The organism is Streptomyces sp. NBC_01276 (assembly GCF_041435355.1).
Taxonomy (GTDB): Bacteria; Actinomycetota; Actinomycetes; order Streptomycetales; family Streptomycetaceae; genus Streptomyces.
On record NZ_CP108442.1, the window covers coordinates 4,643,885 to 4,669,358 of the forward strand.

Consider the following 25,474-nt stretch of genomic DNA (forward strand, 5'->3'; position numbering starts at 1 on the left):
AGCCCCCGTATCCCGGATCGCGGGCGCGGCTTGCCGAGCTGCATAACCCGATGCAGAGTGCACCGTGACTGAATATCTGACCGGGGACGGACGGAGGGGACGGCAATGAGCGACAGCCCGGCCGCACGGCTGCAGAAGCTGTTCGAGGGGCACCGGCTGACGCCGACCCAGCGGCGGATCGCGCACTGCATGGTGCGCGGCGCCGCGGAGGTGCCCTTCCTGTCGAGCGTGGAGCTCGCCGAGCTGGCCGGGGTGAGCCAGCCGTCGGTGACCCGCTTCGCGGTGGCGCTTGGCTTCGACGGGTACCCGGCGCTCCGCCGCCACCTGCGCGAGGTGGCGCCCGCCGGCAGGCCGGAGCCCGCGCGGGAGGACTCGTACAACGAGTACCAGCAGGCCGTCCAGGGCGAGATCGAGAACCTGCGGCGGCTCTCGGCGATGCTCGCCGATCCGGCGCCGGTGGAGGAGGCGGGCCGGCTGCTGGCCGGTTCGGCGCCGCTGCCGGTGCTGGGGCTGCGCGCGGCGTCCTCGCAGGCGCGCGGGTTCGCGTACTTCGCGGCGAAGGTGCACCCCGACGTACGGCTCCTCGACGAGGGCGGCTCCATGCTCGCCGACCGGATCGACGCGGCGGCCGCCGCCGGGGCCTCGGCGCTGCTGTGCTTCGCGCTGCCCCGCCACCCCCGGGAGGTGGTGGAGGCGCTGGAGCACGCGCGGGCGTCCGGGCTGACGACGGTGACGGTCGCCGACTCGCCGTTCGCGCCCGTCGCCCGCCACTGCGACCTGCTGATCCCGGCGCCGGTCGGCACCGGGCTGGCCTTCGACACGGCGTGTGCGCCGATGCTGCTGGGCCGGGTGCTGCTGGAGGCCATGGCGGACGCCCTGCCCGACGCGCAGGCGCGGCTGGAGTCCTTCGACGCGCGGGCCGTGGCGCGCGGGCTGTTCGTGGAGTGAGCCCGGCGGGTCCGGTCAGCTCGCGGCGGCCAGGGACGTGGTGCGGCGCAGCCAGGTGAGGGAGGCGTCGGCGAGTTCGGGCCAGCCGTGGTCGACGGTCAGGGAGTGGCCCCGGTCGTCGAAGCGCCGGTACTCGGTGATCGCGGCGGAGTGCCGGTACCGCTTGAGCGTGGAGCGGGTCAGGATGTCGGGGACGGTGTGGTCGAGCTTGCCGGAGAGCAGGAGCAGCGGCCCCCGGGTCCGGTTGGCGGTGTCGACGCGGGCCGGCGAGTGCGGGGTGAAGTTGCCGAGGGCCAGCTGGAACAGCGGCCGGGCGGGGCTGGGGATCGTCCACTTCTCGTACAGCTCGTCCGCCTCGTGTTCCGGGACGGCGTTGGCGAAGGCGTAGCGGAACTGCTCGGGGCTGAGGGAGACGGCCCGCCGGGTGTTGGCGGGGTTGCTCAGGAACGCGAACGTCGACCTGGCCTGGGCGGGGCCGATGGCCTTGACGCCCCGGATCTGGCCGGGGCAGATCGCCACGGCCGCCGCGCCCAGGCCCTCGCCCAGCAGGTGCTGGGCGATGAAACCGCCGACCGAGTGCCCCACGAGGACGGGCGGGACGTCGAGCGAGCGGATGACCCGGGCGTGGGCGTCGGCGATCTCCGTGAGGCCGACGCCGGCCTGGTCGTCCCCGCGCAGTCGGGCCTCGGCGACCGTCGGCGGGACGCCGGGCCACTCGGGCAGGACCGGTTCGTAACCCGCGTCGCGGAAGACGTCGGCCCAGCCTTCCCAGCTGGTGGAGTGGAGCCACAGGCCGTGGATGAAGACCACGGGGGTGGGTCGGGCGGCCATGGTGGCCTCCTCGGGGGCGGCGGCCCCGGCGGCCCGGGGCCGCGGGGACCGCGAGGGCGGGCCGTCCGGTACCGGCGTGCGGCGTCGCGCGTCGGCGTAAGCGGGTAAGCGGGTACGCGGGTACCCGGGTGCGCGCGGGCCGCTGAGTCCGCCCCGATCTCGTGCGGACTCCCCCATTCCACCCCATCGGGGCCGCCGCCGCCCGTTCGCGGCGCCGTGCGCCCTCGGGCCGGCGGCCCGGTGACGGCTCAGAGCAGCGCGTCGCGGAAGGCGCCCCCCGCCTCCGTGACGAGGTCCGCGAGGGGCTGGGCCGGGCGGGCCGGGGCGAAGCGGATCCCGCCGCCGGGGGTGGCCGTGAAACCGTGGACGGACGGGCGCGGGAGGCTGTTGTAGCCGTAGTGGGCGGTGAAGAAGTACGCGCCGGTGTCCGGGACGGCGATCACGTCGCCCGGCCGGAGCCCGGGCAGCTCCCGGGCGGTGGCGAGCAGGTCCCCGGCGAAACAGGCCGGGCCCGCGATGTCCTGGGCCACCGGCGGGCCGGTGCGCGGCTCGCCCTTGGCGCCGTAGGCGAGGATCCGCAGCGGCCAGGACGCGGGGGCGTACACCGTGCGGGTCGCCAGCTGCACCCCGGCGTGGGTCACGGCGATGGGCCGGCCCCCGGTCTCCTTCGTGTACTCGACCCGGGCCAGGATCAGGCCCTGCTTGGCCAGCAGCGACCGGCCGAACTCGGTGACCAGCCCGTACGAGCCGTCGAAGAGCGCGGGGACGGCCGCGCGCAGGGCCTCGACGTACGCGGCGTACGTGGGGGAGTGCTCGTCGGAGGCGAAGTTGACCGGCAGGCCGCCGCCGATGTCGAGGGTGTCGATCCGGCGCCGCCCGGCCGCCGCGTTGACCTCCTCGGCCAGCGCGTGGACCTCGCGGACGCCCTGCGCGATCAGGGCCAGCGGCACCCCCTGCGAGCCGGAGTGGGTGTGCAGGCGGGTCAGCCAGGGCCGGTCGAGGAAGGCGCGCACGAGCCGCTCCCGGGCGCCCGGGTCGCGCAGCGCGAAACCGAACTTCGAGGTGGAGGTGGCCGTGGACAGGGCGTCGATGGTGCCGGCGCCGGTCTGCGGGTTGATCCGCAGCCCGATCGGGGACCGGGTGGGCGGGCCCGCCGCCATCAGCGCGTCGAGCCGTTCCAGTTCCTGGGCGTTGTCGGCGTTGACGGCGATGCCCAGGGCCAGCGCCTCGCGCAGCTCGGCCTCCGTCTTGGCGGGGGAGTCCAGCACCGTCCGCTCCGCCGGGACCCCGGCCGCCCGGGCCAGCGCGAGCTCGCCGGGGCTGGCCACCTCGCAGCCGATGCCGGCGTCCGCGAGCAGCCGCAGGACCGGGACCAGGGGGGCGGCTTTCACCGCGAAGGTGTGCAGGACGGGTGTTCCGGGCGCGGCCGCGGCGTCGAAGGCGGCGGTCAGGGACGCGGCGCGGGCGCGGATCCCGGCCACGTCGAGGAGGCAGGTCACGGGCTCGCGGTCCAGCAGCCCCTGTCCGACCGCGGCCCGTACGGCCAGGTCACGCAGGGTGGCGGGGTCCGGGAGGGGCGTCCGTTCGGGCGTCTGGGAGGCCATGTCCGCCATCCCATCATCCGGCCGACCCCGCCGCAGCTGTTGACTGGATCTATTCATCCGGAGAGGATGTGAATAGATTGACCAACATCGGAGGAGGCACCGCCATGTCAGGACCCCGCCCCGTACGGGCCGCGCGAGGCACCGAGCTCAGCACCCTGGGATGGCAGCAGGAGGCCGCCCTGCGCATGCTGCAGAACAACCTCGACCCCGAGGTCGCGGAGCACCCCGACAAGCTGGTCGTCTACGGCGGCACCGGCAAGGCCGCGCGCGACTGGCGCTCGTACGACGCCATGGTGCGCACCCTGCGGACCCTCAAGCAGGACGAGACCATGCTGGTCCAGTCCGGCCGCCCGGTCGGCGTGATGCAGACCCACGAGTGGGCGCCGCGCGTCCTGCTCGCCAACTCCAACCTGGTCGGCGACTGGGCCAACTGGGAGGAGTTCCGCCGCCTGGAGCACCTGGGCCTGACCATGTACGGCCAGATGACGGCCGGTTCCTGGATCTACATCGGCACCCAGGGCATCCTCCAGGGCACCTACGAGACCTTCGCGGCCGTCGCCGCCAAGAAGTTCGGCGGGACCCTCGCCGGCACGATCACCCTCACCGCCGGCCTCGGCGGCATGGGCGGCGCCCAGCCGCTGGCCGTGACGATGAACGACGGCGTCGCCATCTGCATCGACGTCGACCCGCGCGCCATCGAGCGCCGCATCGAGCACCGCTACCTGGACGTCAAGGCCGACAACCTCCGCCACGCCCTCCAGCTGGCCGTCGAGGCCCGCGACGCCCGCAAGCCGCTCTCCATCGGCCTCCTCGGCAACGCCGCCGAGCTGCTGCCGCAGATGCTGGCCGAGGGCGCCCCGATCGACATCGTGACGGACCAGACCTCCGCCCACGACCCGCTCGCCTACCTCCCCGTCGGCGTCGACTTCGACGACATGGCCGCCTACGCCGCCAAGGACCCGGCGGGCTTCACCACCCGCGCCCGCGAGTCCATGGCCCGCCACGTCGAGGCCATGGTCGGCTTCATGGACGCCGGCTCCGAGGTCTTCGACTACGGCAACTCCATCCGCGGCGAGGCCCAGCTGGCCGGCTACGACCGCGCGTTCGCCTTCCCCGGCTTCGTCCCCGCCTACATCCGGCCGCTGTTCTGCGAGGGCAAGGGCCCCTTCCGCTGGGCGGCGCTGTCCGGCGAGGCCTCGGACATCCACAAGACCGACAAGGCGATGCTGGAGCTCTTCCCGGAGAACGAGTCCCTGCACCGCTGGATCAAGATGGCCGGCGAGCGCGTCCACTTCCAGGGCCTGCCCGCCCGCATCTGCTGGCTCGGCTACGGCGAGCGCGACAAGGCCGGCGAGCGCTTCAACGAGATGGTCGCCGACGGCACCCTCGCCGCCCCGCTGGCCATCGGCCGCGACCACCTCGACTGCGGCTCGGTCGCCTCCCCGTACCGCGAGACGGAGGCCATGCTCGACGGCTCCGACGCGATCGCCGACTGGCCGCTGCTCAACGCCATGGTCAACGTCGCCTCCGGCGCCTCCTGGGTCTCCATCCACCACGGCGGCGGTGTCGGCATGGGCCGCTCCATCCACGCCGGCCAGGTCACCGTCGCCGACGGCACCAAGCTCGCGGGCGAGAAGATCCGCCGCGTGCTCACCAACGACCCCGGCATGGGCGTCATCCGCCACGTCGACGCCGGCTACGACATCGCCGAGTCGGTCGCCGACGAGCGGGGCGTGCGCGTCCCGATGCGCGAGGGCGACGCGTGAGCCCCACCCCCGAGGCATCCGCCCCCCGTGCCGCCGCCGCACCCGCGGCGGCGGCCGGGGGCGGCGCCGGCTCGTTCCACACCCTGTGGAACGAGCTCGCGCCCATCGGCCGCCACGCGGACAGCGGCGGGTACCGCCGCTACGCCTGGACCGGCGCCGACGCCGACTGCCGTGCCTGGTTCCGGGCGCAGGCCGAGTCCCGCGGCCTCGCCTACGAGGTGGACCGCAACGGCAACCAGTGGGCCTGGCTCGGCGACCCCCTCGCGGGCGACGCCGTCGTCACCGGCTCCCACCTGGACTCCGTCCCGGACGGCGGCGCCTTCGACGGCCCCCTCGGGGTGGTGTCCTCCTTCGCGGCCCTGGACGAACTCCGCTCCCGCGGCGCCTCGTTCTCCCGGCCGCTGGCCATCACCAACTTCGGCGACGAGGAAGGCGCCCGCTTCGGCCTGGCCTGCGTCGGCTCCCGGCTCGCCGCCGGACAGCTGACCAAGGAGAAGGCGTACGAGCTCCGCGACGGCGACGGCGTCAGCCTGCCCGACGCGATGGAGCGGGCCGGCCACGACCCCGAGACCATCGGAGCCGACCCCGAACGCCTCGCCCGCATCGGCGCCTTCGTCGAACTGCACGTCGAACAGGGCCGCGCCCTCGACCTGTCCGGGGACCGCGTCGGCATCGCCTCCGCGATCTGGCCGCACGGCCGCTGGCGGTTCGACTTCCACGGCGAGGCCAACCACGCCGGCACCACCCGCCTCGTGGACCGCCGCGACCCGATGCTGACGTACGCGGCGACCGTGCTCGCCGCCCGCCAGGAGGCGGCCCTCGCCGGGGCCGTCGCCACCTTCGGGAAGATCTCCGTCGAACCCAACGGGGTCAACGCCATCCCCTCCCTCGTGCGCGGCTGGCTCGACTCCCGGGCCTCCGACCAGGCCACCCTCGACACGGTCGTCACCGCCGTCGAGAAGGCCGCCCGCGAGCACGCCGACCGGGACGGCATCGACCTCGCCGTCGTCCGGGAGTCCTTCACCCCGGTCGTCGAGTTCGAGCACGCCCTGCGCGACGAGCTGAACCGGATCCTCGGCGGGAGCGTCCCCGTCCTCGGCACCGGGGCGGGACACGACGCCGGAATCCTCTCCGCCGCCGTCCCGACCGCGATGCTGTTCGTGCGGAACCCCACCGGGGTCTCCCACTCCCCGCGGGAGTTCGCCGCCGAGGACGACTGCGTGGCCGGCGTCCTCGCCCTCGCCGACGTACTGGAAGGCCTGGCATGCCGCTGAAGACGTACTGGCTGGAGCACGCCTGGCTCGGCACCCACGTCGAGCCGGGCGTGGCCCTGGACGTGTCGGCGGACGGCCGCATCGCCGGGCTGCGCACCGGGGTGGACGCCCCGCCCCCCGGGGCGGAGGTGCTGCGCGGGCTCACCGTCCCCGGCCTGGCCAACGCGCACTCCCACGCCTTCCACCGCGCGCTGCGCTCCGTCGTCCAGGTCGGCTCGGGCACCTTCTGGACCTGGCGCGAGGTCATGTACGGCGTCGCCCAGAACCTCACCCCCGAGAACTACTTCGCCCTCGCCCGCGCCGTGTACGCGGAGATGGCGCTGGCCGGCATCACCGACGTCGGCGAGTTCCACTACGTCCACCACGCCCCCGGCGGCACCCCGTACGCCGACCCCAACGCGATGGGCGAGGCGCTGATCGAGGCGGCCGCGGCGGCCGGCATCCGCATCACCCTCCTCGACACCGCGTACCTGGCCGCCGGCTTCGGCGAGGCGCCCAACCCGCACCAGCTGCGCTTCTCCGACGGCACCGCGGAGGCCTGGGCCGAGCGGGTCTCGGCCCTCAAGCCCCGCGAGCACGCGCTGATCGGCGCGGCGATCCACTCCGTACGCGCCGTCCCGGCCGACCAGCTGGCCACCGTCGCGGCCTGGGCGCAGGAGCGGCAGGCCCCGCTGCACGTCCACCTGTCCGAGCAGACGGCGGAGAACGAGGCCTGCCGGGCCGCCCACGGCCGGACCCCGACGCAGCTCCTCGCCGACCACGGCGTCCTGGGCCCGCGCACCACCGGGGTCCACAACACGCACCTCACCGACGCCGACATCGCCCTGCTCGGCGGCACCACCACCGGCACCTGCATGTGCCCGACCACCGAACGCGACCTCGCCGACGGCATCGGCCCGGCCGGCCGGCTCCAGCGCGCGGGCAGCCCGCTGTCCCTGGGCAGCGACAGCCACGCGGTGATCGACCTGCTGGAGGAGGCGCGGGCGATGGAGCTGAACGAGCGCCTGCGCAGCCGGACCCGGGGGCACTGGACGGCCAACGCCCTGCTGAGCGCCGCCACCGCCGACGGCCACGCCTCCCTGGGCCGCCCGGACGCGGGACGCCTGGAGCCCGGGGCCCTCGCGGACTTCACGACCATCGCCCTGGACACCGTCCGCACGGCGGGCCCGCTGCCGCGGCTCGGCGCCGAGACGGCGGTCTTCGCGGCCTCGGCCGCCGACGTCCGCCACACGGTGGTGGGCGGCCGGCACGTGGTCCGCGACGGAGTCCATACCCTGGTCGGGGACGTCCCGGCGGCCCTGTCCGAAGCCATCGCGGCCGTCCGCGGCTGACGCCCGGAATTGCCCCACCCGGCCCTTCCTCCGTTCCCCGGGCCCGCCCCGGACCCCTTTGCAGGGGCGGCGCGCCCGTCGCGCCCCATCGCCGCGGGGTCCCGGGGGCGGGCCCCGGGAGCGGGGTCCGGGGCCGCGGGCCCCGGTTCCGGGAAGGGGCGGGGTGGGGGAACGAAACCTCCCGAGAGGAACCCATGACCACCACCGTCATCACCAACATCGGCAGCCTCGTCACCAACGACCCCGCCCTCGGCGACGGCAGCCCCCTCGGCCTGATCGAGAACGCCGCCGTCGTCATCGACGGCGAGGCCATCGCCTGGGTGGGACCCGCCGACACGGCCCCCGCCGCCGACGCCGCCTTCGACGCGAACGGCCGCGCCGTCATCCCCGGCTTCGTCGACTCGCACTCCCACCTCGTCTTCGCCGGCGACCGCACCGCCGAGTTCAACGCCCGCATGTCCGGCCGCGGCTACTCCGCCGGAGGCATCCGCACCACCGTCGCCGCCACCCGCGCCGCCAGCGACGACGCGCTGGAGGCCAACCTGCTGCGCCACCTCGACGAGGCCCGCCGCCAGGGCACCACCACCTTCGAGACCAAGTCCGGCTACGGCCTCACCGTCGCCGACGAGGCCCGGGCCCTGCGCATCGCCGCCGCGCACACCGAGGAGGTCACCTACCTCGGCGCGCACATCGTCTCCCCCGACTACGCCGACGACCCGGCGGGCTACGTCGACCTCGTCACCGGCGAGATGCTGGCCGCCTGCGCCCCGTACGCCCGCTGGGTGGACGTCTTCTGCGAGAAGGGCGCCTTCGACGGCGACCAGGCCCGCGCCATCCTCACCGCCGGCGCCGCCGCCGGGCTGATCCCGCGCGTCCACGCCAACCAGCTCTCCCACGGCCCCGGCGTGCAGCTCGCCGTGGAGCTGGAAGCCGCCTCCGCCGACCACTGCACCCACCTCACCGACGCCGACGTGGACGCCCTCGCCCAGGCGGCCGGAACCACCGTCGCGACCCTCCTGCCCGGCGCCGAGTTCTCCACCCGCGCCCAGTGGCCCGACGCCCGCCGCCTCCTCGGCGCGGGCGCCACCGTCGCCCTGTCCACGGACTGCAACCCCGGCTCCTCCTACACCAGTTCCATGCCGTTCTGCATCGCGCTCGCCGTCCGCGACATGGGCATGACCCCCGACGAGGCCCTGTGGTCGGCCACCGCCGGCGGCGCCGCCGCGCTGCGCCGCACCGACATCGGCCGGATCAGCCCCGGGGCCCGCGCCGACCTCGCGCTCCTCGACGCGCCCAGCCACGTCCACCTCGCCTACCGGCCGGGCGTCCCGCTCGTCTCCGCCGTCTGGCAGCGGGGGGTGCGCGCCGCCTGACGCCCCCGCCCGACCCCCCGCCCGACGGCCCCGCGCGCCCCGGAACGGCCGGAAACGGCACGTCCGGGAGGCCGTCGAACCGGACCGTCCTTTGTCTTCCCTCCGCAAGGTCCCGGGCGTACCTTGAGCCACCAATCTGATGTGTCGTCAGTAACTTGTGGCCCGAGGGGAAGACGAAGGTGTCCGACCGGAAACGTTCCACCGCGCTCGCGCTGGCCTCCGCGCTGGCCGGATCGGCGGTGCTGCTCGCCGCCCCCGCGGCCCACGCCGATGTCGTCGACGTCCAGTACGACTGCAAGACCCCCATCGGGGACAAGTCCGCGGTCTCGCCCATCGACATCAAGGCCGTCAAGGAGGGCGACGGCTACAAGCTGACGATGTCCTTCCAGAAGGGCGTCTCCTCCAGCCCCATCGAACTGGGCAAGGGCGCCATGACCCCCAGCGCCGTCATCCAGACCGACGGCGCCGAGAAGGGCACCGTCCAGGTCTCCGGCCCGCCCAACTCCGAGGCCGTGCCCGCCAACACCCCCATCAAGATCAGCGACCTCTCGGGGACCTACACCCCCAAGCAGAGCGGCAAGGTCACCTTCACCGCCGGGGTCCTCACCATCAAGGCCATGGGGACCACCACCACCTGCACCCCCGGGAACGGCCCCAAGCCCTCCCTGGAACTCCAGGTGACGGGCGCGGGCGGTGCCCAGGACCCCGCCCGGGACCCCGCCCCGCCCACCGGCGACACCCTCCCGCAGACCGGACCCGCCGACTCCGCCCTCGCCCTCGGCACCCTCGGCGCCACCGTGCTGCTCACCGGCGCCGCCGGAACGCTCTGGCTGACCCGGCGCGGCCGCCGGGCCGGCGAGACCCGGCCCTGAACGGAGCGGCCCCGGCCATGCGCGTGCTCCACACCCTCACCCGGCTCGGCGCCGCGCTGCTCGCCGCCGCCGCCCTCCACGGCACCCCGGCCGCGGCCGCCGACGAGCCCGGCTGGACCGCCGAACCGGCCACCGGGCGGCCCGGCACCCCGCGCCCGTACTTCTACCTCGCGGGCGCGGCCGGCGCCGTCCTGGAGGACCGCCTCACCCTGGCCAACCCCGGCGACCGCGAACGGACCGTCACCCTGCGCGGCGCCGACGCCTACAACACCCCCGACGGCGCCCTCGCGGTCCGCCCGGCCGGGGAGGGCGCACCGGCGGCGGCCGGCGTCGGGGCCGGGGCCGGGTCCTGGATCAGCTTCGGCGCGGCCACCACCGTGAAGGTCCCGCCGCGCACCCGCGCCGTGGTCCCCTTCACCGTCACCGTGCCGCCCGCCGCCGCGCCCGGGGACCACCCCGCCGCCGTCGTCGCCACCGAGGCGGGCCACGAGGCGGCCGTACGGGTCCACCTGCGCGTCGGCGGCCCGGCACTGGCCGCCCTCACCGTCGAGGACGTCGCCGTGCACGGCTCGGGCACCTCCGCCGTCATCCGGTACGCGCTGGTCAACCGCGGCAACGTGGCCCTCGCCCCGGAGCTCGCGGTCCGCGCCGAGGGCCGCTTCGGCGAGGTCCGCGGCCGGAGCGCCCACGCGGTGCCCGTCGAGCTGCTGCCCGGCCGGCGGGTCGAGCTGAGCGAGCCCTGGCCCGGCGCCCCCGCCCTCGACCGGGTCGCCCTCACCCTCACGGTCACCGCCCCCGGCGCCGCACCGGCCACCGCCCGCGCGTCGGCGTGGCTCCTGCCCGGGGGGACCACCGCGCGGCTCGGCGTCGCACTGCTCGCCCTCGGCACGCTCGCGACGGCCGCGCTGCTCCTCGTACGGACCCGGCGCACCGGCCGGGAACGGCCCCCCGAGCCGCCCGCGACCGCGGCGGCGCCCGCACCGGAACCCGAGCTGACGGGAGCGTCCAGGTGAGCCCCAGCCCCGGCCGCACCCCCGGCCGCACCCCCGGCCCCGTCCGCACGGCCGACGCCGCCCGCGGCCCCGTGCCCCGCGCCGCCCGCCGCCGCGCCCGCATCGCGTCCCTGCCGGCCGCGCTCGCCGCGCTGGCCGCCCTCGCCGCCCTCGCGCTGCTCCCGGCCGCGGCGCCCGCCGCCGCCGACACCGGCAAGCCCGCCGTGACGCTCTCCCTCCAGGAGGCCGCCAAGGGCACCGAGCTCGCCGTCGACGGGACCGGCTGGCGGGCCAGGACCATGGTGATGCTGCTGGTCTGCGGCCAGAACATGATCGGCGGCACCAACAGCTGCGCCAACGCCGACGGGGTCGCCGTGGCGGTCGGCGACGACGGCCGCTTCGCCGCCCGGCTGCCGGTCGTGGCCCCGCCCAAGCCGTGCCCCTGCGTGGTGAACGTGACCTCCGTCAACGGGGACCAGTCCACCGTCGCCGTACCGCTGAGGATCACCGACCATCCGGTGGCCGAACTGCCCGCGGAATCCGGCACCGCCCGCCTCGCGATGCTCACCGGGGTCCGCCTCACCGGCGACGACGGGGTGCTGACCTGGTTCGGCGCGCCGCCCGGCAGGAAGTTCCGGGTCACCGTCGGCAACCTCGGCTCGGCCCCCGTCAAGGATCCGGTCTTCCGGCTCGGCACCGCCCACGGGGTCTTCGCCCCGACGTGGGAGGAGGCCCGCTGGAAGGGCAGCATCGCGCCCGGCGGCAAGGCCGAGGTCGCACTGGACGTGGAGCTCCCGGCCGGCGCCCACGGTGACTACACCGTCTCCCTCAAGTACGGCGACACGGTCCTGGCCACCCAGCCGTGGGGCGTCGACCGCCCGTACGGGGTGCTGCTGTTCTGGGCCCTGCTCCTCGTGGTGATCCCGACGGCCCTCTTCCGGCTCGGCATGGCCGTCGTCGACAAGGTCCGCCCGCGCACCGCCGCCCCCGGCGGGGGCCGCCGGCACGCGGCCTCCGCGGTGACGGCCCGGCTGCCGCGGCTCCCCGGCGCGGGGGAACGGGCGCCGGCGGGGCCGCCCCCGGCCGGCCCCGCCCCGGTCCTGCCGTGGTTCACCCCGGAGCCGCAGCCGCAGCCGCTGCCCGACGCGGGCCGGCCGCGCGCCCCACAGACATCCGCACCGTCCGATCACAGTCAGACGACGAAGGGACACTCGTGAAGACCCAACGGAGGGTGAGCGCGGCCGTGGTCGCGCTGCTGCTCAGCGGCGCGGGTATCGCCATGGCGGCTTCGCCCGCCCAGGCCGCCGACGCCACGTTCAAGGTCAGGTGCGTGCCGCCGGCCGGCGGCGGTGATCCGGTGGAGGGCGAGACCACCGCCAGGATCACGGCACCGGCCACGGCGAAGGTCGGGGACGAGGTCGACGTGTCCTGGGAGACCGTCAAGCCCGCCTCGAACAACACCGACCTGATGGTGATCCCGAAGGACGCGGTCCAGCCCACCGGCTGGATCGCGCTCGGCGGGGGCATGGGCGAGCTGAAGGTGGTGGGGGAGAAGAAGAACCCCGAGATCCCCAAGAAGGCGCCGATGGTCATGTCCGTCATGAAGGGCAAGCTGAAGCTGACCAAGGCGGGGAAGATCAGCCTGACCCCCGGCAGGTACGAGGTCGCGGTCACCTTCTCCTTCGGCACCTTCGTCACGAAGTGCGCGCCGACGGGTGAGGTGAGCGGCGGGGCCACCATCGACGTGGCGGCCGGCAGCGGCACCGGCGGCACCACGACCGGCGGCACCACCACCGGCGGGGCGACGACCGGCGGGGCGACGACCGGCGGCACGACGACCGGCGGGGCGACGACGGGCGGCACCACCACCGGCGGTTCCACCACCGGCGGTTCCACCACGACCGGAGGATCCACCACCGGCGGCAGCGGCGGCCAGACCGACTTCCCCGGCAAGGCCGTCGAGGTCGCCTACGACTGCGGCGCGGTGGTCCCGGGCGGCATCAAGACCCCGGTCACGATCAGCGCCAAGAAGAACGGCGGCGGCTACGACCTGACGGTCAAGACCGCCAAGGGGGCCATGGCGGCCCCCATGGCCCTGCCCGCCGGAGCCCTGAAGCCCTCGATGGACATCAAGCTGGGCGGCGCCGACAGCGGCTCGGTCAAGGTCACCGGCCCGGCCAACGCCGAGCCGATCCCGGACAAGGCCCCGGTCAGCCTCAGCGATATGACCGGCACCTACAAGCCGGGCAAGACGGGCAAGACCACGCTCAGCCCCGACCAGCTGACGATCGACGTCACGATGGCCCCCGGCTCCACCCCGATCAACGTGCCCTGCAAGGCCACCAGCAGCGCGGTCTCCCTGGAGCTGGACACCACCGCCCAGCAGGGCGGTGCCACCGGCGCCACCACGGCCGGCACCTCCGGCACCGGCGGAGCCGCGGGCGGCCTCGCCGAGACCGGCGCCGAGAACACCGGCGGGGTCAAGGCCCTCGCCCTCGTCGCCGGCACGGTGATCCTGCTCGGCGCCGCGGTCTTCACCCTCACCCCCTGGCGCCGCCTGCGCGGCACCCGCTAGCCGCACCGGCACCGGTGACCGAAGCCGTGCACGTCCCCCGTACGGGTGGGCGCGCACGGCTTCGCGGTCTCGGCGCCTCGTTCCTCGTGGGGTTCGCGACCGAGGTGAAGGGAGCCTGAACCCGCTCCCGCCCGCACAACGGAACGGCCCGGCACACCAGGAGGTGTGCCGGGCCGTTCACGGCTTCCGCGGGGGCGTGCGTCAGCGCACGTCGCCCATGAGCGCCTTGACCTTCTTGCGGTACATGAAGACCGCGACGCCGGCCAGGACGGCCAGGGTGGCCTCGATCGCCACCGCGCCGGTGCCGTTGAGGTCGATGCCGAACACGGCCGGGTCGGACAGCAGGCTGGTGACGGAGTCACCGGCGGTGACCGCCAGGAACCACACGCCCATCATCTGCGAGGCGTACTTGGCCGGAGCCATCTTGGTGGTGACCGACAGGCCGACCGGGGAGATGCACAGCTCGCCGACCGTCTGGATCAGGTAGATCCCGACGAGCCACATCGGGCTCACCGTCTGGCCGTTCGCCGCCAGGGCGATCGGGACCAGGAAGAAGAAGAACGAGACGCCGATGAAGAACAGGCCCGCGGCGAACTTGCCGACGGTCGACGGCTCGTTGCCCTTGCGGTTCAGCCACACCCAGATCCAGGCGAAGACCGGGGCCAGCGCCATGATGAAGATCGGGTTCAGGGACTGGTACCAGGACGAGGGGAACTCGAAGCCGAGCAGCGCGCCGGAGGCCTTGGTCTCACCGAAGGACTGGACGGTCGAGGCGCCCTGGTCGTAGATCATCCAGAAGACGGCGGCGGCGACGAAGAACCAGATGTAGCCGGTCATCTTCGACTGCTCGGTGCCCGACAGGTCCTTGTCCCGCTTGATGCGGATGAGGACACCGGTCGGGATGATCAGGCCGATCAGGGTCAGCGGGATGGTCGCCCAGGCCTTGGTGAACATGCCGGCCATGGCGACGGCGGTGTAGAACACGGCCACGGCCGCGACGACGGCGACGATCTTGCGGATCCAGGCGGAGCGCTCCTCGGCCGACAGCGGCTTGGGGACGACCGAGCTGACCGGGTTCAGGTTCTTGGTGCCGAGCAGGAAGGCGATCAGGCCGATGCCCATGCCGACGGCGGCCAGCGCGAAGCCGAGGTGCCAGTTGACTTCCTGGCCGACGGTGCCGATCACCAGCGGCGCGAAGAAGGCGCCGGCGTTGATGCCCATGTAGAAGATGGTGAAGCCGCCGTCACGACGCGGGTCGTTCGCGTCCTTGTACAGCTGGCCGACCATCGTCGAGATGTTGGCCTTCAGCAGACCGGAGCCGAGCGCCACCAGCGCCAGGCCGACGAAGAAGGTCGCGCCGCCCGGGAGGGCGAGGATGATGTGACCGGACATGATCGTCACGGCCGCGATCGTCACCGTCTTGCGGGGGCCCCAGACGCGGTCGCCCAGCCATCCGCCCGGGAGGGCGAGCAGGTAGACCATGGAGACGTAGATGGAGAACACGGTGATCGCCGTGCCCTCGTCCATCCCGATACCGCCGGCCAGGCTGCCCTTCTTGGCATCCGGGCCACCCGAGAGCAGGTAGACGAGGAGGAGGGCCTTCATGCCGTAGAAGCTGAACCGCTCCCACATCTCGGTCATGAAGAGAGTGGCCAGGCCACGGGGGTGTCCGAAGAAGGTCTTCTCGGCGGCCGGGGTCGCCGAGTCCTTCGTCAGGCTGGAAGCCATGGTCGATCCTTGCTTGCTCGGGACGCTCGGCTTCGTGAGCTGTTCAGCGCCCGGTGGGGGGTGGCCGGCACCGGCAGACGGGTGTCCCACCCCACGCCCTGGGGTCTCGGCTCCGGTCGGGAGACGAAGGAACAGCAGTCACCGGGATCCACGCCCTCCGCGCTGCATCGCGCGCAGGGCCCGGCCCACAGGTCATTCACTGTCATCTGGGCCGGATGAAACCGACCAGAGCAGAATTTGAGGTCCTTGGCTCGCTTTACGGCACAAAGATCCCCTGGGTAGTGCATCAGGCGTCTCGCCACCATACGACAGGACACTGCGCCATATGGAAGGACTTGAGAGATGGATCACAGGCTTCCAGGGAACCGTTTCGTCATATTCGAAGGCCGTTAGTAGTTCATAAGCCCAGTTCGAGAGGGGTGTGCGGGCAAGCACCTCCTCGCAGCCGCCGCGGACTACCATCACCCACATGACGCGTGTACTGCTCGCCGAGGACGACGCATCCATCTCGGAACCCCTGGCCCGCGCCCTGCGCCGGGAGGGCTACGAGGTCGAGGTACGGGAGGACGGCCCCACCGCCCTTGAGGCCGGACTGCAGGGCGGCGTCGACCTCGTCGTCCTGGACCTCGGACTGCCCGGCATGGACGGCCTGGAGGTGGCCCGGCGACTGCGCGCCGAGGGCCACGGCTTCCCCATCCTGGTCCTCACCGCCCGGGCCGACGAGGTGGACACGGTGGTCGGCCTCGACGCCGGCGCCGACGACTACGTGACCAAGCCCTTCCGGCTCGCCGAGCTGCTGGCCCGCGTCCGGGCCCTGCTGCGGCGCGGCGCCAACGAGGCCGCCCAGGCCCCCGCCACCCACGGCGTGCGCATCGACGTCGAGTCCCACCGCGCCTGGATGGGGGAGGAGGAGCTCCAGCTCACGGCCAAGGAGTTCGACCTGCTGCGCGTCCTGGTCCGCGACGCCGGCCGGGTCGTCACCCGCGACCAGCTGATGCGCGAGGTCTGGGACACCACCTGGTGGTCCTCCACCAAGACCCTCGACATGCACATCTCCTGGCTCCGCAAGAAGCTGGGCGACGACGCCGCGAACCCCCGCTACATCGCCACCGTCCGGGGCGTCGGCTTCCGCTTCGAGAAGAGCTGAGCCCGCACCGTTAGGGCATCCTCTAAGCCATGCGCCGCCGCCTGATCAACTCCACGCTCGCCGTGGTGCTCGTCGTGATCGCCGTGTTCGGGGTCTCCCTCGTCATCGTGGAGACCCGGACCATCACCAGCAGCGCCCAGGACCGCATCGGCTCCGAGGCCCTGCGGCTGCTGGGCACCGTCGAGGCGGACGCGCTGGAGCACAAGCCGGTCGACCCCTCCGCGCTCGCCGAGCAGCTGGACCTGGGCACCTACGCCCGCATCTCCATCCCCGGCCGGCCCGTCGTCGAGGTCGGCGACCGGATCCCCGACAGCGTCATCCGGGGCACCGCCCGCGGGGAGCAGGGCGAGGTGGTGACCGTCGAGGAGTCCCGCGCCACCGTCACCAAGGAGGTCGGGCGGACCCTGGCGGTGGTCGGGGCGGTGGCGCTGCTCGCGGTCGTCGCGGCCGTGCTGCTCGCCGTACGGCAGGCCAACCGGCTCGCCTCCCCGCTCACCGACCTCGCCGAGACGGCCGAGCGGCTGGGATCGGGCGACCCGCGGCCCCGGCACAAGCGCTACGGGGTTCCCGAGCTGGACCGGGTCGCCGACGTGCTCGACTCCAGCGCGGAGCGGATCGGCCGGATGCTCACGGCCGAGCGCCGGCTCGCCGCGGACGCCTCCCACCAGCTGCGGACCCCGCTGACGGCCCTGTCGATGCGGCTGGAGGAGATCACGGTCACCGACGACCTGGAGACCGTACGGGAGGAGGCCACCATCGCCCTCACCCAGGTGGAGCGGCTCACGGACGTGGTGGAGCGGCTGCTGACGAACTCGCGGGACCCGCGGACCGGCTCGGCGGTCCCCTTCGACCTGGACGAGGTCGTCAAGCAGCAGGTGGAGGAGTGGCGGCCGGCCTACCGCAGCGCCGGGAGGGCCATCGTGCGCTCCGGGAAGACGGGGATGCGGGCCGTGGGCACCCCCGGGGCGGTCTCCCAGGTCCTGGCGACCCTCGTGGAGAACGCGCTGATGCACGGGGGCGGCACCGTCGCGCTGCGCACCCGGGTCACCGGCAACCAGGCCGTACTGGAGGTCACGGACGAAGGCCCCGGCGTCCCCCCGGACCTCGGCAACCGGATCTTCGAGAGGGCGATCAGCGGCCGCAACTCCACCGGGATCGGCCTCGCGGTCGCCCGGGACCTCGCGGAGGCGGACGGCGGCCGACTGGAGCTGCTCCAGAGCCAGCCGCCGGTGTTCGCGCTGTTCCTCAGCCGTACCGCGCCGCGGCGGACCGAGCCGGAACCGACGGTGCGCTGAGGGGCTACTTCGCGGCCGGCGCGACCGGCGCCGGGGCGAGCACCACGGCCGGCGCGTCGTGGCCGTCCCGCTGCTCGACGACCAGCGAGGCCGCCGCCGGCGCGGGCAGGGCCTGGAAGACCCAGGTCCGGTAGGACCAGAAGCGGAACACGGTGGCGATCGCCATGCCCAGGAACTTGAAGACGTTGTTCTGCAGCGAGCTGTCCCAGCCGAAGCCGTACGTCGCCGCGTAGAGCACGCCGCTCTCGATGACCATGCCGATCAGGCTGAACAGGACGAAGAGGACCATCTCGCGGCGGCGGCTGCCCAGGTCGCGGTCGCGGTACGTGAAGTAGCGGAAGCCGATGTAGTTGGTGACGATGGCCACCACGATGGCTATGACGTTCGCGCGCACCGTCTGGAGGTCGGTCGTGCTCCGGAGCAGGTTGAACACACCGAAGTTGACCAGGACGCCCAGCCCGCCCACCGCACCGAACTTGGCCGCCTCCCGGGCGAGACCGCGGAAGCGCTCGGACAGCGGTGCTGCTTTCGACGTACTCATGTGATCCTTCAGTCCCTGTCCGTCGTCGCCGCCCCGCGCTGGAGCGTCACTCGATTTCGTCAACCCCGACATGTTAAGTGTCGCCCCCGGGCTCCGTACGCGCCTCGGCACCCCTGCGACGCACGGCACACGGCCCGGCACACGGGTATGCGCCAGGGCACGTCCGGATGGCGCAATACCGCCGGATACCCTGGAGTGGTGACGTTCCCGGTAGTCGGTATGGTCGGCGGCGGGCAGCTCGCCCGCATGACCCACGAGGCGGGCATCCCCCTCGGCATCAGATTCAAGCTCCTCAGTGACACCCCACAGGACTCGGCGGCCCAGGTCGTGAGCGACGTCGTCATCGGCGACTATCGCGATCTGGAGACACTGCGCGCCTTCGCGCGCGGCTGCGACGTGATCACCTTCGATCACGAGCACGTGCCCACCGAACACCTCCGGGCCCTGGAAGCGGACGGCATTCCCGTTCGCCCGGGGCCCGACGCGTTGGTGCACGCCCAGGACAAGGGGGTGATGCGCGCCAAGCTCGACGAGATCGGCGCGCCCAGCCCCCGCCACCGGATCGTGCGCGATCCGGCGGACGCGGCGGCCTTCGCGCAAGAGGTGGGCGGCTTCCCGGTCATCCTCAAGACGGTGCGCGGCGGGTACGACGGCAAGGGCGTGTGGTTCGTCCGCACGCCCGAGGACGCGGAGGCGCCCTTCAAGGCGGGCGTCCCCGTCCTGGCGGAGGAGAAGGTGGACTTCGTCCGCGAGCTCGCCGCCAACATCGTCCGCTCCCCGCACGGCCAGGCCGTCGCGTACCCCGTCGTCGAGTCCATCCAGGTGGACGGCGTGTGCGACACGGTGATCGCCCCCGCCCCGAACCTCTCCGAGGCCCTCGCGGGCGAGGCCCAGGCCCTCGCCCTGCGCATCGCCCAGGAACTCGACGTGACCGGCCACCTGGCCGTGGAGCTGTTCGAGACCACCGACGGCCGCATCCTCGTCAACGAACTGGCCATGCGCCCGCACAACAGCGGCCACTGGACCCAGGACGGCGCGGTCACCTCCCAGTTCGCCAACCACGTCCGCGCGGTCCTGGACCTCCCCCTGGGCGACCCCCGCCCCCGGGCCCGCTGGACGGTCATGGCCAACGTGCTCGGCGGGGACTACCCCGACATGTACGCGGCGTACCTGCACTGCATGGCCCACGACCCCCAGCTGAAGATCCACATGTACGGCAAGGACGTGAAACACGGCCGCAAGGTCGGCCACGTCAACACCTACGGCGACGACCTGGACGATGTGCTGGAGCGCGCACGTCACGCAGCCGGCTACCTCAGAGGAACCATCACCGCATGAGCACCGCTAACGCAGGTCCCGTCATCGGCATCGTCATGGGTTCGGACTCCGACTGGCCGGTCATGGAGGCCGCCGCCCAGGCACTGGACGAGTTCGAGATCCCGTACGAGGTCGACGTCGTCTCCGCCCACCGGATGCCCCGCGAGATGGTGGCGTACGGCGAGCAGGCCGCCGGCCGCGGCCTGAAGGCGATCATCGCGGGCGCGGGCGGGGCCGCCCACCTGCCCGGGATGCTCGCCTCGGTCACCCCGCTCCCGGTCATCGGGGTCCCGGTGCCGCTGAAGTACCTCGACGGCATGGACTCGCTGCTCTCGATCGTCCAGATGCCCGCCGGGGTTCCCGTCGCCACCGTCTCCGTCGCCGGGGCGCGCAACGCCGGCCTGCTGGCCGTACGGATGCTGGCCGCGCACGACCCGGAGCTGCTCACCCGGATGCGCGAGTTCCAGCAGGAGCTGAACGACCAGGCCACCGAGAAGGGCAAGCGGCTGCGGACGAAGGTCGCCGGCGCGGACTCCTTCGGATTCGGCAAGTGAGCGCGGCGCAGCGCCTGGAGGAGGCGCGCGGCCTGCTCGCGGAGCACCCGGTCGTCGACGGGCACAACGACCTGCCCTGGGCGCTGCGCAACCAGGTCCGCTACGACCTGGACCGGCGCGACATCGGCGCCGACCAGTCCGCCCACCTGCACACCGACATCCCCCGGCTGCGCGCCGGCGGGGTCGGCGCGCAGTTCTGGTCCGTGTACGTGCGCTCCGACTTCGCGGGTGACGAGGCGGTCAGCGCCACCCTGGAGCAGATCGACGCGGTCGGCCAGCTGATCGACCGTTACCCGGACACCCTGGTGCGGGCGCTGACGGCGGACGACATGGAGGCGGCCCGCGAACGGGGGAGGATCGCCTCCCTGATGGGCGCCGAGGGCGGCCACTCCATCAACAACTCGCTCGCCACCCTGCGCGCCCTGCACCGCCTCGGCGTGCGGTACATGACGCTCACCCACAACGACACCATCGACTGGGCGGACTCGGCGACCGACGAGCCCCGCCACGGCGGGCTCACGGACTTCGGCCGCGAGGTCGTCCGCGAGATGAACCGCGTCGGCATGCTGGTGGACCTCTCGCACGTGGCGGAGACGACCATGCGCGACGCGATCGCCGTCTCCGCCGCGCCGGTGATCTTCTCGCACTCCTCGGCGCGGGCCGTCTGCGACCACCCGCGCAACGTCCCCGACGACGTGCTGGAGCTGCTGCCCGTCAACGGCGGCGTGGCGATGGCCACCTTCGTGCCGAAGTTCATCCTGCCCGCGGCGGTGGAGTGGACCGCGGCGGCCGACGAGAACCTGCGCGCCCACGGCCTCCACCACCTCGACACCTCACCCGAGGCGATGGAACTCCACCGGGCCTTCGAAGCGGGCCGGCCGCGCCCGGTGGCCACCGCGGCCACCGTGGCCGACCACCTGGACCACATGCGCGCGGTGGCCGGCGTCGACCACATCGGCATCGGCGGGGACTACGACGGCACCGCCTTCACCCCGTCCGGGCTGGACGACGTGGCGGGCTACCCCAACCTGATCGCGGAGCTGCTCACGCGCGGCTGGTCGCGGGCCGACCTGGCCAAGCTGACCTGGTCGAACGCGGTACGGGCGCTGCGCGACGCCGAAGGTGTGGCCCGTGGCCTGTCGGCGTCCCGGGGGCCGTCGAACGCCCACCTCTGACGCTCCACCGGGGGCGGGTCGCGGGGTCCCACCCCGCGGCCCGCCCCTTTTCCATGCCCTCCTCCACCCGAACGCCACATCCGCCGGGCGCCCCGGCCACCCCACATGTCACGGTGGCACCACATCTCCTCCCCTCCCGCTGCCGCCGAGACCGGAGCGAACGCCATGGCCGACCTGCAGGACGACCCGCACGACGCCCCCACCCTCCCGGCGGGCCCCGGATCCGCCGGGGCCGAGGACGTGTCCGCCCCCGAAGCGGTGGCCGGCGCCCTGGAGCGGGCCACCGCGCTGCTCGCCGAACATCCCGTGGCGGACGGGTGCAACAGCCTCGTCTGGACGCTGAGCCAGAGCCCGTACCACGACATCGACACCCCCGACACCGGCATCGACACCGACATCCCGCGGCTGCGGGCCGGTGGCGTGGGCGCCCAGTTCTGGTCGCTGCTCGTGCCGCCGGACCGGACGCGCGAGGGAGGGGCCGCCGACCGGGTGGTCTCCGACACCCTGGAGCTCATCGACGTCGCGCTCGCCCTGGTGCGCCGCTACCCCGACGGCCTGCGCCTGGGACTGAGCGCCGACGACATGATGGACGCCCGCAACAAGGGCCGGATCGCCTCGTACCTCGGCCCGGTGTCCGGACGTACCCTGAGCGATTCGCTGGGCGCGCTGAGGGCCTTCCACACGCTGGGCGTACGGATCCTCGCGCCGGCGGGGGCGCCCTGGGCGCTGGAGGGGCTGACGGCCTTCGGCCACGAGGTGGTCAAGGAGGTGAACCGGCTCGCGATGCTGCTGGACCTCACGGGCTGCCCGCCGGTGGCGGCCTGTCAGCTCACGGCCGCCTCGAAGGCACCGGTGATCGTCTCGAACACGGGGGCGGCGGCGCTCACCGCGCACCCGGACAACGTCACCGACGAGGTGCTGCTGGCGCTCAGGGCGGCCGGCGGTCTGGCGATGGTCACCTTCGACACCGCGCGGACGGGGGACTCCCTGCACGCGGTGGCGGACCACCTCGACCACCTGCGGGCGGTCGCCGGCCCGGAGTGCGTGGGACTGGGAGCCGCCTTCGGCGCCGAGGGGGCGACACCCCGTCCGGCGGGGCTCACCGATCCCTCGGGCTACCCCAGACTCCTCGCGGAACTACTGGAGCGGGGCTGGCCGGAGTCCGACCTGGCCCTGCTGACCTGGGGCAACGCCCAGAGGGTGCTGCGCGACGCGGAGTTCACGGCCCGCGCCGCACAGCACCGCAGAACTCCTTAGGCGGACTGGGCGGCCAGGCTGTCCTTGGGCAGCACGGTCGCCTTCCACAGGCGCACGCCGGACCAGACCGTGGCGTACAGCAGCAGGCCGTTGCGCGCGCACAGCAGGATCGTGCCGAGCGTGGAGTTGGTCAGGATGTCCGAGCCGTACCAGACCGGGAAGATCAGCGTGGTGAGCGCGGTGGCGATCACGAGCAGCCAGGCGATCGGCCGCTGGGTGGTGTGCCGGGACGTCAGGCAGACGGCCGCGAGGCCGAGCAGCCAGATCATGTACTGCGGGCTGATGACGCGGCTGGTGACCGTGAACACCATGATGGCGCAGAGCGCGGCGTCGAACGGGGTCGCGGTCGACCAGCGGTTCGCCTTCACGCGCCACAGCAGGAGCAGCAGGAAGCCGATCACCGTCAGCGCGAGGGAGGCCCGCGCGATGCTGGAGACGTACGGGCCGACGTACTCGAAGGCGCCGTACTGGAAGTTGATCTTCCCGGGCCACAGGTGGACGAGCCGGGCCGCCATCAGCGCGCTGCCGCCGAGGGACTCGACCTGGACACCGCGGTCGCCCTGGTTGCCCAGGAAGCCGAGGGTGTCGCGGAACAGCGCGGCGAAGACGGCGAGCAGCGCGACGCAGGAGAGCGCGGCGGAGATGAAGGCCTCGCGCGTCGACTTGCCGCGCGGGGTCCCGAGCAGGGTGAGCAGCGGCCACACCTTGACCATGGCGCCGATGCCGGCGATGACCCCGCCGAGCTTCGGGCGGTAGCGCAGGCAGAGCAGCGAGGCCACGGCGAGCAGGGTGACCTGGACGTCGTAGCGGGCGAACGGGGTGGCCATCAGCATCGGCAGCGTGACGAGCCACACGAGGGCGCCGGCCATGCTGCCGTCGTCGCGGCGGGCGGCGCGCATCAGGCCGACGAGGACCACCGCGTCACAGAGCACCGTCAGGGCGACGAAGGCCTGGAAGTAGGTGAGGAACGGCAGGAGGTCGGGCGACAGGAAGATCGCCGCGGCTGCCGGGGGGTACTGCCACATGATGTCGTTGTGCGGCATCGTCCACGTGACGAGGACGTTGTACCAGTTGTGATAGGTCGCGGTGATCTCTACCCGTACGACGTTCGAGCTGAAGAAGTCGTTGACGAGCATCCAGAGCATCGCGGCCCGACTGGCCAGCCAGAAGCCCGCGATGCCCAGCCGGGCTCCGCGTCCTCGCATGGCTGCTTCGAAGGATCCCCGCCGGTCACGCGTGGCGGGCGCCGCCGTCGCAGATGCGGTGGGGTTGGTCGGGGGGCTGCTGGTCGTGGTCATCGGCCCGAAGTCTACCCAGTCATTTATTCCACTTACTTGGGTGCGAGCGGTCGAAACGGGGTAGGGGGATACGCCCAGGTCAGCCTCCGTACCCCCCCAAATCCCTTACGCGTGCGGCCGCCCCATGGCCCGGTAGGTCCAGCCGGCGGCCCGCCACCGCTCCGGGTCCAGCGCGTTCCGTCCGTCGAGGATCAGGCGGTCGGTGACGGTCTCGCCGAGGGCCGCGGGGTCCAGGTCGCGGAACTCGCGCCACTCGGTGAGGTGCAGGACGACCTCGGCGCCACGGGCGGCCTCCAGCGCGGAGCCGGCGTAGCCGAGGGTGGGGAAGACGCGGCGGGCGTTGTCCATGCCCTTCGGGTCGTAGACGGTGACCTGCCCGCCCTGGAGGTGGATCTGCCCGGCGACGTTGAGCGCGGGCGAGTCGCGGACGTCGTCCGAGTCGGGCTTGAAGGTGGCGCCGAGGACGGCGACCCGCTTGCCGAGGAAGGAACCGCCGACCGCGTCGCGGGCCAGCTCCACCATGTGCCCGCGGCGGCGCATGTTGATGGAGTCGACCTCCCGCAGGAAGGTCAGGGCCTGGTCGGCGCCGAGTTCGCCGGCCCGGGCCATGAAGGCCCGGATGTCCTTGGGCAGGCAGCCGCCGCCGAAGCCGATGCCCGCGCGCAGGAACTTCGCGCCGATCCGCTCGTCGTGGCCGATGGCCTCCGCCAGCTTGACCACGTCGCCGCCCGCGGCCTCGCAGACCTCGGCCATCGCGTTGATGAAGGAGATCTTGGTCGCGAGGAAGGAGTTGGCCGCCGTCTTGACCAGCTCGGCGGTCGGGAAGTCGGTCACCACCAGCGGGGTCCCCTCCGCCATCGGCGTCGCGTACACCTCCCGCAGCACCTTCTCGCCGCGCTCGCCCCGTACGCCGATGACGATCCGGTCGGGGTGCAGGGTGTCCTGCACGGCGAAGCCCTCGCGCAGGAACTCCGGGTTCCAGGCCAGCTCCACGTCCGCGCCGGCCGGAGCCAGCTCCACGAGCTTCGCCGCGAGCCGCTCCGCCGAGCCCACCGGCACGGTCGACTTGCCGACGACCAGCACCGGCCGCGTCAGGTGCGGGGCCAGCGAGGCCATCGCGGAGTCGACGTAGGACATGTCGCAGGCGTACTCGCCGTGCTTCTGCGGGGTGTTCACGCAGACGAAGTGGACGTCGCCGAACTCCCCGACCTCTTCCCAGGAGGTGGTGAACCGCAGCCGGCCCGTCGAGCCCGGCAGCCCGGCGACGTGCGCGGCGAGCAACTCCTCCAGCCCCGGCTCGTACATGGGGACCCGGCCGCCGGCCAGCATCTCGATCTTCTCCGGGACCACGTCCAGTCCGAGCACCTCGAAGCCCAGCTCGGCCATCGCGGCGGCGTGTGTCGCGCCGAGGTAGCCGGTGCCGATCACAGTGATCTTGAGGGGGGCCATGGGTGCTCCAGAGGTGCGGGGCCGTTTGCGGCCACCGAGCATAGTCGTGCCCCGTGTGGGGGACGTTCCCCGGCGGGATCCGCGCTGTCACGCAGCTCACGTACGCCGTACATATCGCCGACGGGGCCCCGGACACTAAGATTTCGG

Annotated in this window: 21 protein-coding genes; 15 read left to right on the top strand and 6 right to left on the bottom strand. The window is 73.4% G+C overall.

The annotated features are described in order from the left end of the window. The first annotated feature begins 105 nt into the window (after window positions 1-105). On the top strand, window positions 106-948 hold the full coding sequence (locus tag OG295_RS20860; RefSeq protein ID WP_371678238.1) for a MurR/RpiR family transcriptional regulator: 843 nt from the start codon (window positions 106-108) through the stop codon (window positions 946-948). A 15-nt stretch (window positions 949-963) separates the two neighbouring features. Here the strand turns inward: OG295_RS20860 and OG295_RS20865 are convergent, their stop codons facing one another. Then, entirely contained in the window at window positions 964-1,779 is an 816-nt protein-coding gene (locus tag OG295_RS20865; RefSeq protein WP_371678239.1) for an alpha/beta hydrolase, read from the bottom strand. A 248-nt stretch (window positions 1,780-2,027) separates the two neighbouring features. After that, window positions 2,028-3,383 carry a diaminopimelate decarboxylase gene (locus tag OG295_RS20870; protein ID WP_371678240.1) on the bottom strand — a complete coding sequence of 452 codons (1,356 nt, stop codon included), beginning with the start codon at window positions 3,381-3,383 and terminating at the stop codon, window positions 2,028-2,030. Window positions 3,384-3,487: 104 nt separating this feature from the next. Between OG295_RS20870 and hutU the strand changes: the two genes are divergently transcribed. The 8 genes from hutU (at window position 3,488) to OG295_RS20910 (ending at window position 13,566) form a co-directional block, all read left to right on the top strand. Then, the gene (hutU, locus tag OG295_RS20875) at window positions 3,488-5,149 is read left to right on the top strand and encodes a urocanate hydratase (protein WP_371678241.1); all 1,662 of its coding nucleotides are present in this window, start codon (window positions 3,488-3,490) and stop codon (window positions 5,147-5,149) included. Then, window positions 5,146-6,423, top strand: a complete 1,278-nt coding sequence (locus tag OG295_RS20880) for an allantoate amidohydrolase (RefSeq protein ID WP_371678242.1) — start codon at window positions 5,146-5,148, stop codon at window positions 6,421-6,423. Before hutU ends, OG295_RS20880 begins: the two co-directional genes overlap by 4 nt. Next, window positions 6,414-7,754 (top strand): formimidoylglutamate deiminase, encoded by a 1,341-nt coding sequence (locus tag OG295_RS20885; protein WP_371678243.1) that lies wholly within the window; start codon window positions 6,414-6,416, stop codon window positions 7,752-7,754. Before OG295_RS20880 ends, OG295_RS20885 begins: the two co-directional genes overlap by 10 nt. A gap of 194 nt (window positions 7,755-7,948) precedes the next feature. After that, complete coding sequence (hutI, locus tag OG295_RS20890) at window positions 7,949-9,127, top strand: imidazolonepropionase (protein ID WP_371678244.1); 1,179 nt, start codon at window positions 7,949-7,951, stop codon at window positions 9,125-9,127. Between the two features lie 179 nt (window positions 9,128-9,306). Next, window positions 9,307-9,999 (top strand): LPXTG cell wall anchor domain-containing protein, encoded by a 693-nt coding sequence (locus OG295_RS20895; protein WP_371678245.1) that lies wholly within the window; start codon window positions 9,307-9,309, stop codon window positions 9,997-9,999. A gap of 17 nt (window positions 10,000-10,016) precedes the next feature. Next, window positions 10,017-11,012: a hypothetical protein gene (locus OG295_RS20900; protein ID WP_371678246.1), complete on the top strand. Its 996-nt coding sequence runs from the start codon at window positions 10,017-10,019 to the stop codon at window positions 11,010-11,012. 101 nt (window positions 11,013-11,113) lie between these two features. Beyond that, window positions 11,114-12,208: a hypothetical protein gene (locus tag OG295_RS20905; protein ID WP_371681254.1), complete on the top strand. Its 1,095-nt coding sequence runs from the start codon at window positions 11,114-11,116 to the stop codon at window positions 12,206-12,208. Then, on the top strand, window positions 12,205-13,566 hold the full coding sequence (locus tag OG295_RS20910; RefSeq protein ID WP_371678247.1) for a hypothetical protein: 1,362 nt from the start codon (window positions 12,205-12,207) through the stop codon (window positions 13,564-13,566). The genes OG295_RS20905 and OG295_RS20910 overlap by 4 nt, the downstream gene beginning before the upstream one ends. A gap of 201 nt (window positions 13,567-13,767) precedes the next feature. Here OG295_RS20910 and OG295_RS20915 read toward each other — a convergent pair whose 3' ends face one another. Beyond that, window positions 13,768-15,294, bottom strand: a complete 1,527-nt coding sequence (locus tag OG295_RS20915) for an oligopeptide:H+ symporter (protein ID WP_266839425.1) — start codon at window positions 15,292-15,294, stop codon at window positions 13,768-13,770. A 469-nt stretch (window positions 15,295-15,763) separates the two neighbouring features. Between OG295_RS20915 and OG295_RS20920 the strand changes: the two genes are divergently transcribed. Both OG295_RS20920 and OG295_RS20925 read left to right on the top strand, forming a co-directional pair. Next, window positions 15,764-16,441: a response regulator transcription factor gene (locus OG295_RS20920; protein ID WP_030231763.1), complete on the top strand. Its 678-nt coding sequence runs from the start codon at window positions 15,764-15,766 to the stop codon at window positions 16,439-16,441. Window positions 16,442-16,470: 29 nt separating this feature from the next. Continuing rightward, window positions 16,471-17,736, top strand: a complete 1,266-nt coding sequence (locus tag OG295_RS20925; RefSeq protein WP_371678248.1) for an ATP-binding protein — start codon at window positions 16,471-16,473, stop codon at window positions 17,734-17,736. Window positions 17,737-17,740: 4 nt separating this feature from the next. Here the strand turns inward: OG295_RS20925 and OG295_RS20930 are convergent, their stop codons facing one another. Further along, window positions 17,741-18,277, bottom strand: coding sequence for a GtrA family protein (locus tag OG295_RS20930; protein WP_371678249.1), 537 nt, complete (start codon window positions 18,275-18,277; stop codon window positions 17,741-17,743). 198 nt (window positions 18,278-18,475) lie between these two features. Here OG295_RS20930 and OG295_RS20935 point away from each other — a divergent pair, with 198 nt between their 5' ends. The 4 genes from OG295_RS20935 (at window position 18,476) to OG295_RS20950 (ending at window position 22,580) form a co-directional block, all read left to right on the top strand. Beyond that, window positions 18,476-19,615, top strand: a complete 1,140-nt coding sequence (locus OG295_RS20935; protein WP_371678250.1) for a 5-(carboxyamino)imidazole ribonucleotide synthase — start codon at window positions 18,476-18,478, stop codon at window positions 19,613-19,615. Beyond that, a complete protein-coding gene (purE, locus tag OG295_RS20940; protein ID WP_371678251.1) occupies window positions 19,612-20,148 on the top strand; it encodes a 5-(carboxyamino)imidazole ribonucleotide mutase in 537 nt (178 codons plus the stop codon). Before OG295_RS20935 ends, purE begins: the two co-directional genes overlap by 4 nt. Further along, complete coding sequence (locus OG295_RS20945; RefSeq protein ID WP_371678252.1) at window positions 20,145-21,323, top strand: dipeptidase; 1,179 nt, start codon at window positions 20,145-20,147, stop codon at window positions 21,321-21,323. Before purE ends, OG295_RS20945 begins: the two co-directional genes overlap by 4 nt. A 165-nt stretch (window positions 21,324-21,488) precedes the next feature. Beyond that, complete coding sequence (locus tag OG295_RS20950; protein ID WP_371678253.1) at window positions 21,489-22,580, top strand: membrane dipeptidase; 1,092 nt, start codon at window positions 21,489-21,491, stop codon at window positions 22,578-22,580. Here the strand turns inward: OG295_RS20950 and OG295_RS20955 are convergent. Together OG295_RS20955 and OG295_RS20960 are read right to left on the bottom strand one after the other, a co-directional pair. Beyond that, a complete protein-coding gene (locus OG295_RS20955; RefSeq protein WP_371678254.1) occupies window positions 22,577-23,878 on the bottom strand; it encodes a glycosyltransferase 87 family protein in 1,302 nt (433 codons plus the stop codon). The two genes, OG295_RS20950 and OG295_RS20955, sit on opposite strands and share 4 nt — an antisense overlap. Window positions 23,879-23,983: 105 nt before the next feature. Beyond that, entirely contained in the window at window positions 23,984-25,327 is a 1,344-nt protein-coding gene (locus OG295_RS20960; protein ID WP_371678255.1) for a UDP-glucose/GDP-mannose dehydrogenase family protein, read from the bottom strand. Window positions 25,328-25,474 lie beyond the last annotated feature (147 nt).

What these genes read in the sequence shown, in the direction of transcription:
- OG295_RS20860 (WP_371678238.1), top strand. Translation starts at nt 106, where the DNA reads ATGAGCGACAGCCCGGCCGCACGGCTGCAGAAGCTGTTCGAGGGGCAC.
- OG295_RS20865 (WP_371678239.1), bottom strand. Translation starts at nt 1,779, where the DNA reads ATGGCCGCCCGACCCACCCCCGTGGTCTTCATCCACGGCCTGTGGCTC.
- OG295_RS20870 (WP_371678240.1), bottom strand. Translation starts at nt 3,383, where the DNA reads ATGGCCTCCCAGACGCCCGAACGGACGCCCCTCCCGGACCCCGCCACC.
- hutU (WP_371678241.1), top strand. Translation starts at nt 3,488, where the DNA reads ATGTCAGGACCCCGCCCCGTACGGGCCGCGCGAGGCACCGAGCTCAGC.
- OG295_RS20885 (WP_371678243.1), top strand. Translation starts at nt 6,414, where the DNA reads ATGCCGCTGAAGACGTACTGGCTGGAGCACGCCTGGCTCGGCACCCAC.
- hutI (WP_371678244.1), top strand. Translation starts at nt 7,949, where the DNA reads ATGACCACCACCGTCATCACCAACATCGGCAGCCTCGTCACCAACGAC.
- OG295_RS20900 (WP_371678246.1), top strand. Translation starts at nt 10,017, where the DNA reads ATGCGCGTGCTCCACACCCTCACCCGGCTCGGCGCCGCGCTGCTCGCC.
- OG295_RS20915 (WP_266839425.1), bottom strand. Translation starts at nt 15,294, where the DNA reads ATGGCTTCCAGCCTGACGAAGGACTCGGCGACCCCGGCCGCCGAGAAG.
- OG295_RS20920 (WP_030231763.1), top strand. Translation starts at nt 15,764, where the DNA reads ATGACGCGTGTACTGCTCGCCGAGGACGACGCATCCATCTCGGAACCC.
- OG295_RS20925 (WP_371678248.1), top strand. Translation starts at nt 16,471, where the DNA reads ATGCGCCGCCGCCTGATCAACTCCACGCTCGCCGTGGTGCTCGTCGTG.
- OG295_RS20930 (WP_371678249.1), bottom strand. Translation starts at nt 18,277, where the DNA reads ATGAGTACGTCGAAAGCAGCACCGCTGTCCGAGCGCTTCCGCGGTCTC.
- purE (WP_371678251.1), top strand. Translation starts at nt 19,612, where the DNA reads ATGAGCACCGCTAACGCAGGTCCCGTCATCGGCATCGTCATGGGTTCG.
- OG295_RS20950 (WP_371678253.1), top strand. Translation starts at nt 21,489, where the DNA reads ATGGCCGACCTGCAGGACGACCCGCACGACGCCCCCACCCTCCCGGCG.
- OG295_RS20955 (WP_371678254.1), bottom strand. Translation starts at nt 23,878, where the DNA reads ATGACCACGACCAGCAGCCCCCCGACCAACCCCACCGCATCTGCGACG.
- OG295_RS20960 (WP_371678255.1), bottom strand. Translation starts at nt 25,327, where the DNA reads ATGGCCCCCCTCAAGATCACTGTGATCGGCACCGGCTACCTCGGCGCG.